Below are 17,958 nucleotides of genomic sequence, written 5' to 3' on the forward strand. Positions count from 1 at the left end.
TTAGATTGAAATTGCTTAGAAAATTTCTATCTAAATTACATTAAAAAATTCAGCTTAAGCTGAATTTTTTTGCTTTTTAAGCAATACCTAATAAAATTCCAATAGTATGAATTATAAAAGCTACAATCCAAGCTATACCACATTGTAATAAAACAATTTCAAGAGCAGCTTTTCTAGAGCCTAATTCTCTTTTTACACAAGCTATTGCAGCAACACAAGGCGTATATAATAGTGTGAAAATTAAAAATACAAATGCAGTAAAAGGAGTAAATAATGTTGATAGTGCAGAAGTTTTTCCACCTAATAAAACTGTTAAAGTACTTACTACACTTTCTTTTGCTGTAAATCCAGTAATTAAAGCTGTTGATATTCTCCAATCGCCAAATCCAAGAGGAGCAAATATTGGAGAAATTAATCCACCTATTCCGGCAAGCAAGCTTTTACTAGAATCAGATACTACATTAAGTCTTAAATCAAATGTTTGTAAGAACCATATAATAATAGTTGCCACAAATATTATAGTAAATGCTCTTGTAATAAAATCTTTTGCTTTATTCCAAATTAATTGCCAAACACTTTTAGGACTAGGGAATCTATAGTTTGGAAGTTCCATTACAAATGGAATAGGTTCACCTTTAAAAGTACTATTTTTTAGTAATAGAGAAAATAGTATTCCTATAATAATTCCTATAAAATATAAAAGTACCATAACTAATGCACGATATTTAGGGAAAAATGCATAAGTAAATAATGCGTAAATTGGTAATTTTGCAGAACAGCTCATAAAAGGAATTAACAATATAGTCATTTTTCTATCACGCTCAGATGATAATGTTCTTGTTGCCATAATTGCAGGAACAGAACATCCAAATCCAATAAGTAATGGAACAAAACTTCTTCCTGAAAGTCCTAGTTTTCTTAATAGTTTGTCCATTATAAATGCTATTCTTGCCATATAACCACTATCTTCTAATATTGATAAAAAGAAAAATAGAACTACTATAATAGGTAAAAAGCTAAGTACACTTCCAACACCTCCAAATATACCATCAATAATTAATGACTTAACTGTTGGATTTAAACCATAAGCAGTTAAACCTTTATCACAAAGTTTAGTAAACCATTCAATAGCTAATGTTAATAAATCTGATAAAGATGAACCTATTATATTAAAGGTAAGCCAAAATATTAGTGCCATGATTGCAACAAAAGAAGGAAGGGCAGTATATTTACCTGTAAGTATATTATCCATTTTTACACTTCGCTTATGTGACTTACTTTCAAGTGGCTTTATTACTGTATTATCACATACCTTATTTATGAAGCTAAATCTCATATCCGCAAGGGCTGATTGTCTATCCTTACCAACTTCATTTTCCATTTCAATTATTATATGTTCTAACATTTGCTTTTCATTAGTATTTAATTTTAATGCATTTAAAATAAGATGATCACCTTCAACTAATTTAGTAGCAGCAAATCTTTCGGGAATATGAGCATTTCTAGCATGGTCATCAGTTAAATGCATTATGGCATGAATACATCTGTGTATTGCAGCTTGTTCAGGTGAAATACTTTCATCACAAAAATCTAATCTTCCAGGACATTCATTAAATCTTGCAACATGAATAGCATGTTCAATAAGTTCATCAATACCCATATTTTTTGATGCTGAAATTGGAATTACGGGAATCCCAAGGGTTTGTTCTAATAAATTTACTTTAATAGTTCCACCATTTTCTTGAACTTCATCCATCATATTAAGTGCAAGTACTATTGGAATATCCATTTCAATTAACTGCATAGTTAAATAAAGATTACGTTCAATATTAGTTGCATCTACAATGTTTATTATTCCTTTTGGTTTGTTATTAATTAAGAAATCTCTAGTTACAATTTCTTCATCTGTATAAGGAGAAAGTGAGTATATTCCAGGAAGGTCTGTAACAGTAGCTTCAGGATGATTTTTAATTACTCCATCCTTTCTATCGACTGTTACACCAGGGAAATTTCCTACATGTTGATTACAACCAGTTAATTGGTTAAATAAAGTTGTTTTTCCGGAATTTTGGTTTCCTATTAACCCAAAGCTTAAAGGAGCTCCAGCTGATAACTCATTACCTTTTTTACGGACATGATAAATATCCATTTCTCCAACTTGAGGGTGTGGAATATCTTTGATTCTTTCTTTATGCTTTTTAGAGTCTTCTGTAGGATGAATATCTTTAATTTCTATTTTAGCTGCATCTTGAAGTCTTAATGTTAATTCATATCCTCTTAATCGTAACTCTATTGGGTCATTCATTGGTGCAGTTTTTATTAATGAAACTTCAGTTCCTGGGGTAAGTCCCATATCTAATAAGTGATTTCTTAATGCTCCTGCACCACCAACCGATACTATGGTAGCACTTTTTCCAACAATTAATTGATCTAAAGTCATTATTATCGCCTACCTTTAATTTATAATTTTAGGAAATGTTTAAGGAAAATATTTACTTTTATAAATATATTTTATCATATATATATATAATAATTACAAGTAGAAATGATTTTTATTTAGTAATGAAATGTTTATAAAAAATATAGACTTTGTTTAAGTAAATGTTAACATTTCTAAATTATTATGAAAAAATACTATATTTAAAAGTTATTATGATTAAAAATAGGTTAATTATATTTTAAATTATGTATATTTAGTGCTTACTATAAAGTTAACATTAAAATAATGCATAAAAATAAACTGATATTATAATATTTAAAAATATTGAAACTATATATACAATAATGTAAAATATTTTGTAAAAATATAATTTTTTAATAATGTTTATGGAGGATAATATGCAAAGGTGCAATAAGTTAATAATAATAATTAGTATAATTATTTTCAGTGTTGTAATTGGCATTCAATATAAAACTATAAATGCATATGAAATAGAAAATAAGAATAGTAAAATAATAAGAGATGAGTTTAATTTAGTAGAAGAAAACAATAAAGTTATTGATATATTAACTTTTAATGATTTTCATGGAAAGGTTTTAGAATCGGAAAAAAATATAGGTGCATCTAAATTAACAAGTATAATAAAAGAATATAAAATTAAAGAGAAAGAAAATGGTAAATATGGTGTTATAACTGTAGCTGGTGGAAATTTATATGAAGGTACAGGAATATCAAAGAAATTAAATGAAGAAGTTGTAAATAAAATGATGGAGGAAATAGGTGTAGTAGCATCAGTAATTGGAAATCATGAATATGATTTAGGTAGAAATAATCTTAGAAGTTTATCAAATCAAGTAAACTTTAAGTTTGTTGCTTCAAATTTAATTGATGAAGAAACAGGTAGTGTTCCTGAATATGCAGTTCCATATGTTATAGAAGAAGTTGAGAACATAAATGTTGCATTTATTGGAATTGTAACAGAAGGGATTTTAAAAAATGAAAAATTAGGAAATATTAAAGGGTTAAAGGTTTTAGATGCTTTAGATTCATTAAATAAATACTCTGAGGAAGTTAGAGGTAAAGGGGCAGATATAATAATTGCATTAACAAATTTACCTTCAGAAAAAGATGAAGATAATATTATAATAGGAGAAGCAGCGGAAATTGCAAAAAAGGCAAATGATATTGATGCAGTTATATCATCTAATAGTCATAAGTTTATTGATGGATTTATAGAAAATGAAATTTCAGGTAAAAATATTCCTATAGTTCAAGCTGGATATAATGGAAGAGGATTATCAGTTTTGAATTTTACTGTGGATGAAGATAACAATGTTATAAATGTAAAAGCAAATACAAGAGTTTTTTATAATGAAAGTCCAGAAAATGAATTTGAAGAAGATATAGCAATAAAGAAGATTGTTGAAGAGTATAAAGAAAAATTAAATTCAATGTTATATGAAAAAGTCACAGAATTAAATTTTGATTTAATTCATGATGGAGAAAATAGTCTTTCAAAATTAGGAGTAACTATTGCTGAAACTTTAAGGGAAATTGGAAATACTCAGGTTTCTATAATTAATGGAGATAGAATAAAAGATTCTCTTTACAAAGGTGATGTAACAGTAGAGGATATATATAAAATATTACCTTTTGATGATAAGATTATTACTGTTAAGGTTACAGGTGCAAAGTTAAAAGAGTTAATAAAACACGGAATAAATACATATGAATTTGGATGGGGACAATTTTCTGGATTAACGGTTTATTATGATTCTTCAAGGGATAAAATTACTTCAATACAATTAAATGATGGCTCGGAGGTAAAGGATGAGGAATATTATACATTAACCACTATAGATTTTTTGATAAATGGTGGAAATGAATATGATTTTGGAGAAGATATAGATTTTGAAGTAATTGGTGAAATGAGAGAATTGATAAAAGAAAGATGGAAAAATTATGGTATAAAGCTTATAAATTATAATCTTATTATTGATTTAAAAGAAGATGATAAAGAAATTAGTGTAGAAATTAACCCAGATATTATTTCAGATGATGATGATGAAAATAATATAGAAAATGAGGATGAATACTTTGAATATTTAAATAGCAATAAGAACAATAATGATGAAGGGGAAAGTGAGGATGAAGAAGTAGAAAGTGAAGGAATAAAAGAGTTCATACCAATAATGCTTACAATATCAATGGGGATTGGAGTTGGAAAAATTATATTTTCTAAATATTGATAAAAAAATATAATTTAAAAGATAAAAGTAAATTTGTTAATAAAATATATTATTTATACATAAAAGGACAACCATTACAAATAGGTTGTCCTAAAATTATTTTAACATCATTACATTTTTGAATTTAGCTCCAGCTGCAATAAACAAAGGAATACCTATCACAGTTACAACCATAAATTCACCTAAAGCAACTTCACCCATAGATAAAAATAGTGGAAGTCCATATAATTTATTTAACATCCAGCCTATAATAATACCATTAAAAATTGTTGGCCATAGGGAAGCAATAAACAATTTAAGTTTATAATTGCTAATAAGTTTACCAGTAATATAAATGGCATATACACTTAAAAAAGTTGCTAATGTTCCAAATATAACATCCATTGGTCCATTTGGGCCTAATAAATTAGCTATTAAACAGCCAAGTGTAAGTCCTCCTATGTATAGTGGATCAAAAATAGCTAATAAAACTAAAATTTCTGAAATCCTAAATTGGATACTTCCATAGGAAAATGGTGATATTGCAATAGTTACTACTGCGTAGATTGCTGCAATTATTGCAGTTCTAGTTAATCTTTTTGTTAAATTGTTTTTCATTTTGAAAAACCTCCTAATAAAAATTATTAGGAACCTAAGGTTTTAATAAATATTAAATTATTTATCAAAAATTTACCTAGTTTTGTTTAATGACAGGAGGTTCCCGAACTGTCCATATTTCAAAAATAAATTATACTTTATATTATATGAAGAATCAAGAAAAAGTATATTTTAAAAGTAGTAAATTTAAATATTAATATATATAAAATTAATATTTTAGAAAAATAAGTATTATAATTTATTAATTATATTTTGAATATAAGGAGGGAATTTATATGGAATATTCAAATAATCAAGACAAAAGTGAATTTGAAAGACATAAAAGTAAGATTCAAGAAAATATAGATATGGGAAAAAATATGGGGATAAACAAAATAAGCGCAATTTTAGCAATACAGGACGAATCAGAAGAAATTCAAACAGAACTCATAAAGTGGTTATTAATTGATGGATATAGAATTTCTTTAAAAAAAGAGGATTGTACAATATTAACAATAGAGTGGTAATAAAATAGTAAAAAAGTAAAATATTCATGAATATCATTATGAAAGCTGTCAATAATTACAGAAAAGGGAGTGATATTTATGAGTAATGAAATATTTGATAAAGATAAAGAAAATGAATTAATAGGTAAACAAAAAAAGCACTTAAATAAAAAAATTTCTATATTATCTGGAATTATTGTTTTAGCAGTAGTAATATGTTTTTTTTGCACTTATTTTTTTACAGGAAAATTGCTAAATAAAGATAATTTAAATAATCAAAATGATGATAAAACAGTTTATAATAATTCAAATGTATTAGATGATGGGATTATAGTTGTTTTAATGAACCAAGGTGTAGTTGAAAAGGAGCAAAGTATTTCTGATTTTAAAAAGGAAAATTCAATTGTAAATGACATTAATGAACAATTTTTAGTTAATTTTTATGAAGCTAATGGATATAATTTAGAATCACTAGAAGATAGTAAGTTAGTATTTGTTAAAGATGGAACAACAAGTGTTTTATTACCTAATAAATATTATCTAGGAGAAAAGGATGGATATTTTGCAATATACAAAACAGATAATTCTGGTGTACCTAAAATAGAAAGTGAAGATGATGTATATTCTAATAGTAGATCAATTAGTTTTTTAAAAGGTGAAGATTTAGAAGCAATTAAAAATTTTAAATATTGTTATGATACTAAGGATGAAGCTATAGAAAAATTAACAGCATTTATATCTTAATATTAACACTGATAAATTATATTTTTAATAACAAGAATTGTTTGTTTAATATATTTTACATTGAAAGAGATTATAAATAGAATTTGGTTTCTGTTTATAATCTCTTTCATTATAGGAAAATACAAACTCGTATAACAATGTGGACATAGGGAAAAATATTAATGCAACTAAATAAGGAGGCGAAGAAGATGAGTAATATACCAAACTTCGATTATTTATTAGTAATGCCTAGTGGTAATGTAAGAGGATTTGAAGATATTAAAAGTGCTAAGGGATATGTAAATAATTATTATTATAAAAAAACAATAAGTACAGATGTAATTGGAGCATATAAAGATTTGATAGAAGATTTTGATGATATTTCAGATGTTTTAAGTTATAAAAGTGGAGTAGAAGAGGGAGAATGTAGATTATATAATACATATAATATAATTGAGAAAATTCAAAATGAAGGAATTTTTCAAGAAGAAAAAGAAGAGTTAATTTCTAAATTACTTTCAAATAAAATAGATATTAACATTTATGATTATGGTATAGATAATATATTTACCAATAGTGATTCAATAGATATAATGGAGCCTTATGGAGAATATACTAAAGGTTAAAAGTTAAAGAGTTATGCTAAAAATAAGGTTTTTAGCATAACTCTTTATTATTGAAAAAACTCTTTCAAAATGTTAAAGTATAAGTTAGGTTAATGAAGAAGATAGTTTTTAATCTATTGGATTAAATGTAGGGGGATAAAAATGTACGAATATATTAAAGGAAGATATATTGGGATAAATAAAGATTATATAATAGTGGAGAATAATGGGATAGGATATAAGATTTTTACTTCAGGAGCAACAATGGCAGAAATGCCAAAGGTTAATGAAGAAATTATGTTGTATTTAGAGCAAATAGTTAGAGAAGATTTTATAGGATTATATGGATTTAAAGATAGAGAAGAACTAGAAATGTTTAAATTATTAATTTCAATTAGTGGGGTTGGAGCAAAAGCAGCATTATCTTTACTTTCTATAAGCAGAATAAACAATTTAAAATATGCTATTATTATGGAAGATGATAAACATTTATGTAGAGCACCTGGAATTGGAAAGAAAACTGCAGGAAGAATAATTTTAGAATTAAAAGATAAAATCAAAACAGAAGAAGTGACACAAGGCGTTGATATTCAAGAAGGATTTGAAGATATTATTCCAAATAATGCAAATTCAGTTGAAGAAGCATTAGGGGCATTATTAGCATTAGGATATTCAGAAAAAGAAGCTGAAAACACATTAAAGAAAGTAAATAAACATGAATCAGTTGAAAATATAATTAAGGAATGTTTAAGAGTATTAATGGGATAGAGGTGATATATTTTGGAAAGAATCATCACTCCAAATGAGATTTTGGAAGATGGAAATAGTGAATTAAGCCTAAGGCCTCAAAGAATTAATGAATATATAGGGCAAGATAAAGTAAAAGAACGATTAAATATATTTATTACTGCTGCAAAAAAGAGAAATGAAGCTTTAGATCATGTATTGTTATATGGCCCACCAGGATTAGGTAAAACAACTTTAGCTAATATAATAGCAAAAGAAATGGGTGGAGATTTAAAAATTACTTCTGGACCAGCAATTGAAAGAGCAGGAGATTTGGCGGCTATATTAACAACACTAAAAGATAATGATGTTTTATTTATAGATGAAATACATAGATTAAATAGAAGTGTTGAAGAAATTTTATATCCTGCTATGGAGGATTATGCATTAGATATAGTTATAGGTAAAGGAGCAGCAGCAAAATCAATTAGATTAGATTTACCTCATTTTACTTTAATAGGAGCAACTACTAGGGTAGGAATGCTTACATCTCCATTAAGAGATAGATTTGGGGTTTTATGTGATATGGTATATTATACAGAAGAGCAATTAAAAGAAATTATTGTTCGTTCTGCTTTAGTTTTAAATTGTAATATAACAGAAGAAGGAGCTTATGAAATTGCAAGAAGGTCAAGAGGAACTCCAAGAATAGCAAATAGATTATTAAAAAGGGTTAGGGATTATGCTGAGGTATATTCTGATTCATTAATAAGCTTTAAAGAAGCAAAAGCTGCTTTAGAATTATTAGAAGTAGATGCCCAAGGGTTTGATAGAGTTGATAATAAGATTTTAGAAGCAATAATAGATAACTTTAATGGGGGACCTGTTGGTATAGAAACATTATCTTATTTTATTGGTGAAGAACTTGGAACAATTGAAGATGTTTATGAACCTTACTTATTGCAAAAGGGCTTTATTGTAAGAACTGCAAGAGGAAGAACGGCTACAGATAAAGCATATAGTCATTTAGGACGAACAAGAGTTAAAAAAGATACAAAAAGACAAACTAGTTTTTTTGAAAGTTAGGAGAATATATAATGAAAACAAGTGATTTTGATTTTTACTTACCAGAAGAGCTAATAGCTCAACATCCTTTAGAAAAGAGAGATTATTCTAAATTAATGGTTTTAGATAAGGAAACTGGAAAAATAGAACATAAACATTTTTATAATGTTATTGAATATTTAAATCCAGGAGATACTTTAGTTTTAAATAATACTAGAGTAATGCCAGCTAGACTTATAGGAGAGAAGGCTGAAAGTGGTGGTAAAATTGAATTTTTACTTCTTAAAAGAATTGAAGGAGACAAATGGGAATGCTTAGCTAAGCCTGGTAAGAGAGCAAAGATTGGAACTGAATTTTTATTTGGAAAAGGTAAATTAAAATGTAAAGTTGTTGATATTGTAGAAGAAGGAAATAGAATTATTGAATTTTCTTATGATGGAATATTTGAACAAGTATTAGATGAATTAGGAGAAATGCCATTACCACCATATATAACTGAAAGACTTGATGATAAAGAAAGATATCAAACAGTTTATTCTAAGGAACAAGGTTCAGCAGCAGCACCAACAGCAGGATTACATTTTACTAAAGAACTTTTAGAAGAAGTAAAGAAAAAAGGAGTTAATATAGCATATGTTACACTTCATGTAGGACTTGGAACATTTAGACCAGTTAAAGTTGATGATGTAAATGAACATGTTATGCATTCTGAATTTTATAATTTAGAAGAAGAAGATGCTAAAATAATAAACGATACTAAAAAGCGTGGTAATAAGATTATTTCAGTTGGTACAACATCTACAAGAACATTAGAAACAATTGGAGATGAAAATGGTTTTGTTAAGGCACAAAGTGGTTGGACTAATATTTTCATTTATCCAGGATATGAGTTTAAGGTTGTGGATAAACTTATAACTAATTTCCATTTACCAGAATCAACATTAATAATGTTAGTTTCTGCATTATCAGGAAAAGAAAAAGTAATGAATGCTTATAATGAAGCTGTAAAAGAAAGATATAGATTCTTCTCTTTTGGAGATTCAATGATAATAAAATAAATACATAAGTAAAAAAGGACGTGAAGTTTTGAGTAAAAGATATACTCTATTAAAAAAAGATGGCAAAGCAAGAAGAGGAAGATTTGAAACACCTCATGGAACAATAGAAACACCAGTATTTATGAATGTTGGAACGTTAGCTGCAATTAAAGGTGGAGTTTCATCAATGGATTTAAAGGAAATTGGATGTCAAGTTGAACTTTCAAATACATATCACTTACATTTAAGACCTGGAGATAAGGTTGTTGCTAAAATGGGTGGATTACATAAGTTTATGAATTGGGATAGACCAATATTAACAGATTCAGGTGGATTCCAAGTATTTTCATTATCTTCAATGAGAAAAATTAAGGAAGAAGGAGTTTATTTTAATTCTCACATAGATGGTAAAAAAATATTCATGGGACCAGAAGAATCTATGCAAATTCAAAGCAATTTAGCATCAACAATAGCTATGGCTTTTGATGAATGTATACCAAATCCATCAACTAGAGAATATGTAATAAATTCAGTTGCAAGAACGAACAGATGGTTAGATAGATGTATAGCTGAAATGAATAGATTAAATTCATTACCTGATACAATAAATAAAGAACAAATGCTTTTTGGTATTAACCAAGGTGGATGTTATGAAGACATAAGAATAGAGCATGCTAAACATTTAGCAAAACTAGATATGGATGGATATGCAATTGGTGGTTTAGCTGTTGGAGAAACTCATGAAGAAATGTATAGAATCATTGATGCAGTAGTGCCGTATTTACCAGAAGATAAGCCAATATATTTAATGGGTGTTGGAACGCCAGAAAATATATTAGAAGCAGTTGATAGAGGTGTAGATTTTTTTGATTGTGTGCTTCCAGCTAGAAATGGAAGACATGGTCATGTATTTACATCAGAAGGTAAAATAAACTTAATGAATGCTAAGTTTGAATTAGATGAAAGACCAATAGATGAAGGATGTGAATGTCCTGCATGTAAAAATTATACAAGAAGTTATATAAGACATTTATTTAAGGCAAAGGAAATGTTAGCCTTAAGATTATGTGTATTACATAATTTATATTTCTATAATAAACTTATGGCTGATATAAGAACAGCAATAGATAATGGAACTTATAGCGAATTTAAGGAACAAAAATTAAGAGAATGGAATTGTAAAAAATAAATTAGTTTTATTAATAAATTATTAAGAATTATATTGGGTTTATTCATAGAATTGACATATAATTTTAAATAAAGTATAGTATTTATTACATAGTAAATATTACTATGTATCCTTAAAGATAAATGTGAAGGGAAGGGATTTTTAATGGCACAATTATTAGCGACAATATTACCTTTAGTAGCAATGTTTGCAATTATGTACTTCTTATTAATATTACCAGAAAAGAAAAGAACAAAGAAGTATAATACTATGTTATCAGAATTAAAAGTAAATGATCAAGTTTTAACAAGAGGCGGGATTGTTGGTAAAATAATCACAATTGAAGATGAACAAATGGTTATTCAATCAGGTCCAGATAGAGTAAGATTTAGAATAACTAAAAATGCTATAGCACAAAAATTAAATAAAGAAGATGTATAATTAAAGAATAATGCCTCCTTTTAGGTCATAGAATGAACTAAAAGGAGGTGTTTTTTATGAACTTAGAGGATTACTTTAAGACAGTTCTTAAGGGGATAGTAGGTGCAATAGCTGTAGTTATAATATTAACATCAATATTATCTTTAGTTATGTCTTTTGTAGATATTAATTCAAGCGTGTTAAGTATTATTACTGTTATTATAACAAGTGTTTCTTTAATATTTGGAACAATATTTGCAGTAAAGTTGTATAGACGTAAAGGGTGGCTAATAGGACTTTCTGTAGGAACTTTATTTTACATATCCTTATATGCTATTGGAATTTTATTTGGGGCTGAAGCTACTTTAGGATTATATGATTTAGTTAAATTTTTACTTTGTGTAATTGTAGGAATTCTTTCTGGAATGTTAGGAATTAACTTAGGAAAGGAAGAATAATTGATAAAAGGGGGATGTCGCATTAAGAATAAATACTACAATATATTGTGTATAAAATTTTTAGCTCGATAGCCCCTTATATAATATAAATAAACCATAAATTATATCATAAAAATAAATAAAAAAAAGTATATAGCTATATTTTTGTAATAAATTACAAAAATATAAAAAATATAGAAAAAAATATAAAAATAGATTACAATATTATTGTAATGTTAATTAAACAGTAAGAAGTTAAAGAGAGTTTATAACTAATAAATGATAACGATTTCTAATGCTGTGATTTTAATAGTTACTTTTTAAGAAAAAAATGGGAAGGAGAATTTTATGAGAAAAAAAGGAGTAATAAAGTACAAATGGCAAATAGCGCTTATGACATTAGTATTCTTTTGTTTAAGCTTGGTACCGTTTCCTAATGGTTTTGTTGATGTTTTGGCAGAAACTATATTAAAAAGCCCTATAATTAATAGTGATGGAACAGTTACATTTAATTATCAAGGTAATGGTACAGAAAGTGCTGTAAAAGTAAAAGGAGAATTTAGCAATTGGAATACAATTGATATGGAAAAAGGTGAAAATGATATTTGGACAATTAATGTTGAAGGAATATCAGGAATAAATCAATATGGAATAGTAACATGGTCATCAGATACAGTAGATCAAGAATTAGGAGATTGGCAAGGTGATCCGTTAAACTCATATAAAAAAGATGACAATCCAGCTGTAGTGGTTAATCCACAGGTTAGCAATGGAAGTGTTACATTATATTATTTAGGTAATGGAACAGAAACTAGAGTAGCAGTTAAGGGTTCTTTTGATGAAGACTGGGGAGTTTTACATGAAATGACTAATGAAAGTAGCTCTAATATTTGGTCTGTAACTATTGATGTGGAAAAAGGTAATTATGAATATGGAATAGTAACATGGTCACCAGAAACTGCGGATCAAGAATGGGGGGATTGGCAAGGTGATCCTTTAAATCCTAAACATTCAGAGGAAGGTAATTTTACTTCAAATGCATTACTTACAGTAGGAGAAGGTTCAGATACTGACTTACCTAATCAACAAGATAAAAAGGTAGTAAAAGTAAGATTTATAAAAGAAGGCGAAACTAAATATGATAATTGGGGATTTTGGACATGGTATCCTGGTCAAAATGGAAAATTTATTGAATTTGATTATGTAGATAAAGAAGGTGCTTATACTTTATTAGAATTACCAGCTAATGTAACAGAAGGACAATTAGGTATTATAGTTAAGGAAGGCCATGGTTGGGATAATAAAGCTACTGGCAATTTAGAATATGAAATTTCTGAATTAAATAATGATAATAATGAAATTGTTGTAACTTATGGTGATAAGGAAAATCCAAAGAGTGTTGAACAAAGAGCTTTTATAAAAGAATATGAAAATATAAATTTAAATATTCATTATAAAAGAAGTCAAAAAGACTATGATAATTGGAATTTATGGACATGGTTGGATGGAGCAGATGGAGAAAAAGTAGAATTTACTTCAGAAGATAGCTATGGTAAAGTAGCAACTAAAGTTTATAAAAATTTAGTTAATGATACTAAATTAGGATTTATCGTTAAAAGAACTGAAGGAGATAATGAATGGGCTGAAAAAGATGTAGAAAATAATAGATTTATTGATTTAAGACATGTATCTAGTGATGGAACGTTAGATATATATTTATCACAAGGTAAAGAAGCATTTAGCTATCATTCAGCTTTAGTATCAAAAGAAATAACAGATTTAGATGGACAAGTAAATGGTGATATGCTTTATCATAATACTTGGGATAGTCTTTATAAATATCCATTTGGTGCAGTTGCAAAAGGTACTGATGTAACAGTTAGAATGCATGCACAAAAAGGTGATTTACAATATGCTAGAGTATTAGTTAGAAATACAAATACTAATAGGTCAGATCTTTACAATATGGAAAAAGTGTCAACTATAACTTTACATGAAGAAGAAGTTGATATATGGGAAGGAAAATTTACTCCAGATGAAATTGGGGTTTATGGATATAAATTTATTGCTGGTGATGGAGATGTAGTAAAATATTATTGTGAAGATGGTAATGAAGGAAAAACAGGAACAGTAGGAGATAAGAATGGATTGTTCTTCCAATTAACGGTTTATGATAAGGGCTATAAAACTCCTGATTGGATGAAGGAAGCTGTTGTATATCAAATATTCCCAGATAGATTTAACAATGGAGATACTTCTAATGATAGTGCAAAAACAAATGCAAGAGGTGAAGAACCAATTGAGGTTAAAAAGTCATGGAACTCACTTCCTGATAATCCTAGATTAGGTGAAAATAATATTGATGATATTGATGGTGCATATTCTGGAGATGGAATATGGTCAAATGATTTTTTTGGAGGAGATATAAAAGGTATTCAAGAAAAGTTAGATTATCTACAAAGTCTAGGAGTAAATACCTTATATTTAAATCCTATTGCAATGGCTGCATCAAATCATAAATATGATGCTACAGATTATAAAACTTTAGATCCAATGTTTGGAACAGAAAAAGATTTTAAAGAATTTACTTCAGAATTAAAAAGTAGAGGTATGCATTTAATAGTAGATGGAGTTTTCAATCATGTAGGTGATGATTCAATTTATTTTGATAGATATGGAAAATATAATACTGTTGGTGCTTATGAATATTGGTCATATGTATATGATTTAATGAATAATGAAGGAATTGATCAAGAAGTTGCTATGACTAAAGCAGAGGAGTACTTTGTTGAATCAGGACAAACATTTAGTGAAGAAAAATGGCATTTATGGTTCAATATTAAGAATAGTAAGGTTGATGTTGGAACAACTAATGAAAGATATGATTATCAAGGGTGGTGGGGATATGATTCATTGCCAGAATTTAAATCATTAACTAAAGATGAAGCTATTGAATTAGGATTAGCAAAAGAAGATGATGAATTTGTTAATAAAGCTAGTGAATGGAATAATAAAGAGCTAGTTAATTATATATATAAGGATGAAGATTCAGTAGCTAAACAATGGATTAATTGGGGAGCAGATGGTTGGAGACTAGATGTTGCTAATGAAGTTGATACTATATTTTGGAATGATTTTAGAGTAGAAATGAAAGCACATAATGAAAATACACTTATTTTAGGAGAAATCTGGGATGATGCTTCAAAATATTTTATTGGAGATCAATATGATTCAGTAATGAATTATAGAATAAGAGCTGCACTAATTGATTATCTAAAGAATGGTAATGCAACAAGATTAAATGATACTTTAATGGCTGTTTATGAAGATTATCCTGAAGAAGCTTTTTATGCATTAATGAACTTAATGGGTTCACATGATGTTGCTAGAGCTATATATATATTAGGTGGAGGAAGCGATTCTTCTGAAAGAGCTGAATTAGGAAGTTATGATGAAAATTTAGGAAAACAAAGATTAAAACTTGCTGCTTTATTTGAGTTTGGATACGCTGGAGCTCCTACTATTTATTATGGTGATGAAGCTGGGGTTACAGGCTCTAAAGACCCGGATTGTAGAAGAAGCTATCCATGGGGTAATGAAGATACTTCATTAATTAGTTTTTATGAATCTATTGGAACAATTAGAAAAGAAAATAAGGATTTATTTTCACATGGAGATTTAACAACTTTATATACTGGTGACGAAGGTGTATATGTTTATGGAAGAAGCTATAAAGATAATCATGCAGTAGTAGCAATTAATCCTACAAATACTGATGCAAAAGTAACTGTTGATTTAAAAGAGTTTACTGGAAATGGTACAAACTTTACTGATGGATTAGATTCTTCTTATAATGTGACAGTTAAAGATGGAAAAGTAGAAATTACTATTCCTGCAATGACTGGAAGAATGATGACAAGCACTAATGTTATAAAGGTACCAGAAGCAATTAAAAATGTTATAGGGACAGAAGGTAATGGTCAAGTAACTTTAAAGTGGGATTCTGTAAAGGAAGCAAAAGAATATAAAGTTTATTCTTCAAGTTTCAAAGGAAGCTTACAAACTGAAATTAAGACAGTTGAAAATACTGAACTTACAGTTGAGGGATTAACAAATGGTAATAGATTATACTTTGCAGTAAGTGTAATAGATAAAGATGGAAATGAATCACCTTTAACTTGGAGTGAAGAATTAACTCCCCATTCAGAAATTACATGGATTGGAAATCTTAGTGATGTAGAGGTAAAAAAAGTTGATATATCAACAGCTATAAATGTTAGTGCAGAAGTATATATTGAAAATATATCAAATGTAGAGGGAGTTTCAACTGGACTAGTTGGAAGGTTATTAGTTAAATATCCAGGAGATAAGGACTTTACTTTAGTAAAGGGAAGTTATGCTGGAGAAGTTGGAGATAATGACTTATTTACAGCTTCATTTATGGCAAACAAAGCAGGACAATATGAATATAAATTTGAGTTTACTACAAAAGGAACTTATGGATTTAATGATAAAGATTCAATAAAATCTACAGAAGTAAAGACTTTTGAGTTATCAGCAGTTGATGATGGAGTACCAGCAGAAGCAATTGAACTTGAAACTCCAGAAGAACAATCAGGAGAAGTAAATTTAAATTGGAATGTTGTGGGAGAAAATAATATTGCTTTATATGAAATTGTAAGAGATGGAGTTGTAATTGAAAGAATTCAAGATGGTTCTATTGTTTCTTATAAAGATACAGATGTAAAAAATAAAACAAAATATAACTATGAGATAATTGCTTATACAAATGGAGGAAACGCTATTAAATCAAATAGTGTTTCAGTAACTCCAGATTTGGTAATGGTTGAAGTAACATTCAAGCTTAAGGCACCTTCATATACTCCATTAGATGCAACTATAACTATGCCAGGAGCAATGAATGGATGGGATGTAGGATCTTGGGAAATGAGTAGAAATGGAGCAGTAACTACTGACTGGACTTATACTATATCAGTTTTAGAAGGAGAAACTATTGAGTATAAATATGTTAAGGGTGGTAGTTGGGCTCAAGAAGCTTTAATGAACTATTCAAATCCTAAAGCTGCAAATCAAAGTAAGTATGGATGTACAACTGGTGAAGGTGGAAATGAAAAAGTTATTGTTGTAAATCAAGGCGACGGAAAAATGTTAGTTGAAAATGAAGTTGTAAGATGGAAGGACATGCCTGTAGTAGTTTTAGATCCTTCAACAGGAAGTTATACAAAAAATGAAACAATTACTGTTAGAGGTAATTCGATGTTAGATCCTAACTTAACAATAAATGGTGAATCTGTTGTTGTTGATGAAAATGGTAATTTTGCATATGCAGTAAAATTAAATGTTGGTAAAAATGATATAGCAATTCATATTGAACCAACAGAAGAAAATAAAAATAATCCTGATATATTTAATAATAATGAAGAAGCTATTGGATTTGCAACTAAAGATTTAAATTTAGAAATTACTAGATTAGAAGAAGGAGAGGAAATTCCAGGTCCAGTAATTAATGCAGAAGATAAGATTGTTAATTTAGGTGATGAATTTAATCCATTAGATGGTGTAACAGCAATTGATGCTTTAGGTAATGATATTACTGAAAAGATAGAAGTTTTAGAAAATACTGTAGATACTTCTAAAGAAGGAGAATACAAGGTAGTATATAAAGTTGCTGATGATAATGGAAAAGAAGCAACAAGAGAAATAAAAGTAACTGTAACAAAGAATGAAGAAGGTAAAAAGCCTGGAATTGATATAAAACATGAAGAAGATAATAATAAACCAGGAGCTATACCTAAGACAGGAGGAACTAATGTAATTTATTATATAGGTATTGCATTAATATTAATTGCTGGAGGAATGTATTTTACATTCAAAAAGAAAAATATAAGCTAATTTATTAGTTTGTATTCGACAAAAATATCAATAAGATTAATTTCTTATTGGTATTTTTTATTTTATAGATTTATACATAAAATTATGATTACT

General features: G+C 27.9%; 13 protein-coding genes. 11 read left to right on the top strand and 2 right to left on the bottom strand.

The features are described 5' to 3' along the window. Positions 1 to 76: 76 nt before the first annotated feature. Entirely contained in the window at positions 77 to 2,440 is a 2,364-nt protein-coding gene (gene feoB, locus ACUN06_RS05695; RefSeq protein WP_449390195.1) for a ferrous iron transport protein B, read from the bottom strand. Positions 2,441 to 2,838: 398 nt separating this feature from the next. Here feoB and ACUN06_RS05700 point away from each other — a divergent pair, with 398 nt between their 5' ends. Beyond that, the gene (locus ACUN06_RS05700) at positions 2,839 to 4,689 is read left to right on the top strand and encodes a bifunctional metallophosphatase/5'-nucleotidase (protein WP_449390196.1); all 1,851 of its coding nucleotides are present in this window, start codon (positions 2,839 to 2,841) and stop codon (positions 4,687 to 4,689) included. Between the two features lie 96 nt (positions 4,690 to 4,785). On the opposite strand, the gene ACUN06_RS05705 is transcribed toward ACUN06_RS05700, so the two are convergent. Beyond that, the gene (locus ACUN06_RS05705; RefSeq protein ID WP_449390197.1) at positions 4,786 to 5,286 is read right to left on the bottom strand and encodes a QueT transporter family protein; all 501 of its coding nucleotides are present in this window, start codon (positions 5,284 to 5,286) and stop codon (positions 4,786 to 4,788) included. A 275-nt stretch (positions 5,287 to 5,561) separates the two neighbouring features. On the opposite strand from ACUN06_RS05705, the gene ACUN06_RS05710 reads away from it, so the two are divergent. The 10 genes from ACUN06_RS05710 to ACUN06_RS05755 all read left to right on the top strand — a co-directional run bounded on the left by ACUN06_RS05710 (position 5,562) and on the right by ACUN06_RS05755 (position 17,865). After that, positions 5,562 to 5,792: a hypothetical protein gene (locus ACUN06_RS05710; RefSeq protein WP_294367050.1), complete on the top strand. Its 231-nt coding sequence runs from the start codon at positions 5,562 to 5,564 to the stop codon at positions 5,790 to 5,792. A gap of 78 nt (positions 5,793 to 5,870) precedes the next feature. Continuing rightward, entirely contained in the window at positions 5,871 to 6,515 is a 645-nt protein-coding gene (locus ACUN06_RS05715) for a hypothetical protein (RefSeq protein WP_291731439.1), read from the top strand. Positions 6,516 to 6,703: 188 nt separating this feature from the next. Continuing rightward, complete coding sequence (locus ACUN06_RS05720) at positions 6,704 to 7,120, top strand: hypothetical protein (RefSeq protein WP_294367052.1); 417 nt, start codon at positions 6,704 to 6,706, stop codon at positions 7,118 to 7,120. Between the two features lie 141 nt (positions 7,121 to 7,261). Then, positions 7,262 to 7,867, top strand: a complete 606-nt coding sequence (ruvA, locus tag ACUN06_RS05725) for a Holliday junction branch migration protein RuvA (protein ID WP_294124461.1) — start codon at positions 7,262 to 7,264, stop codon at positions 7,865 to 7,867. A 12-nt stretch (positions 7,868 to 7,879) separates the two neighbouring features. Further along, complete coding sequence (gene ruvB / locus ACUN06_RS05730) at positions 7,880 to 8,911, top strand: Holliday junction branch migration DNA helicase RuvB (RefSeq protein ID WP_294124460.1); 1,032 nt, start codon at positions 7,880 to 7,882, stop codon at positions 8,909 to 8,911. An 11-nt stretch (positions 8,912 to 8,922) separates the two neighbouring features. After that, positions 8,923 to 9,948 (top strand): tRNA preQ1(34) S-adenosylmethionine ribosyltransferase-isomerase QueA, encoded by a 1,026-nt coding sequence (gene queA / locus ACUN06_RS05735; protein ID WP_449390198.1) that lies wholly within the window; start codon positions 8,923 to 8,925, stop codon positions 9,946 to 9,948. A gap of 28 nt (positions 9,949 to 9,976) precedes the next feature. Next, a complete protein-coding gene (gene tgt / locus ACUN06_RS05740; RefSeq protein WP_291731430.1) occupies positions 9,977 to 11,116 on the top strand; it encodes a tRNA guanosine(34) transglycosylase Tgt in 1,140 nt (379 codons plus the stop codon). 144 nt (positions 11,117 to 11,260) lie between these two features. Continuing rightward, positions 11,261 to 11,536 carry a preprotein translocase subunit YajC gene (gene yajC / locus ACUN06_RS05745; protein ID WP_449390199.1) on the top strand — a complete coding sequence of 92 codons (276 nt, stop codon included), beginning with the start codon at positions 11,261 to 11,263 and terminating at the stop codon, positions 11,534 to 11,536. 56 nt (positions 11,537 to 11,592) lie between these two features. Then, entirely contained in the window at positions 11,593 to 11,973 is a 381-nt protein-coding gene (locus ACUN06_RS05750; protein WP_449390200.1) for a TIGR04086 family membrane protein, read from the top strand. A gap of 327 nt (positions 11,974 to 12,300) precedes the next feature. Continuing rightward, a complete protein-coding gene (locus ACUN06_RS05755) occupies positions 12,301 to 17,865 on the top strand; it encodes an alpha-amylase family glycosyl hydrolase (protein ID WP_449390201.1) in 5,565 nt (1,854 codons plus the stop codon). Positions 17,866 to 17,958 lie beyond the last annotated feature (93 nt).

The sequence above is a fragment of the Clostridium sp. ETTB3 genome (genome assembly GCF_053571985.1).

What these genes read in the sequence shown, in the direction of transcription:
- ACUN06_RS05750 (WP_449390200.1), top strand. Translation starts at nt 11,593, where the DNA reads ATGAACTTAGAGGATTACTTTAAGACAGTTCTTAAGGGGATAGTAGGT.
- ACUN06_RS05720 (WP_294367052.1), top strand. Translation starts at nt 6,704, where the DNA reads ATGAGTAATATACCAAACTTCGATTATTTATTAGTAATGCCTAGTGGT.
- feoB (WP_449390195.1), bottom strand. Translation starts at nt 2,440, where the DNA reads ATGACTTTAGATCAATTAATTGTTGGAAAAAGTGCTACCATAGTATCG.
- queA (WP_449390198.1), top strand. Translation starts at nt 8,923, where the DNA reads ATGAAAACAAGTGATTTTGATTTTTACTTACCAGAAGAGCTAATAGCT.
- yajC (WP_449390199.1), top strand. Translation starts at nt 11,261, where the DNA reads ATGGCACAATTATTAGCGACAATATTACCTTTAGTAGCAATGTTTGCA.
- ACUN06_RS05715 (WP_291731439.1), top strand. Translation starts at nt 5,871, where the DNA reads ATGAGTAATGAAATATTTGATAAAGATAAAGAAAATGAATTAATAGGT.
- ruvA (WP_294124461.1), top strand. Translation starts at nt 7,262, where the DNA reads ATGTACGAATATATTAAAGGAAGATATATTGGGATAAATAAAGATTAT.
- ACUN06_RS05700 (WP_449390196.1), top strand. Translation starts at nt 2,839, where the DNA reads ATGCAAAGGTGCAATAAGTTAATAATAATAATTAGTATAATTATTTTC.
- ACUN06_RS05710 (WP_294367050.1), top strand. Translation starts at nt 5,562, where the DNA reads ATGGAATATTCAAATAATCAAGACAAAAGTGAATTTGAAAGACATAAA.
- ACUN06_RS05755 (WP_449390201.1), top strand. Translation starts at nt 12,301, where the DNA reads ATGAGAAAAAAAGGAGTAATAAAGTACAAATGGCAAATAGCGCTTATG.
- ACUN06_RS05705 (WP_449390197.1), bottom strand. Translation starts at nt 5,286, where the DNA reads ATGAAAAACAATTTAACAAAAAGATTAACTAGAACTGCAATAATTGCA.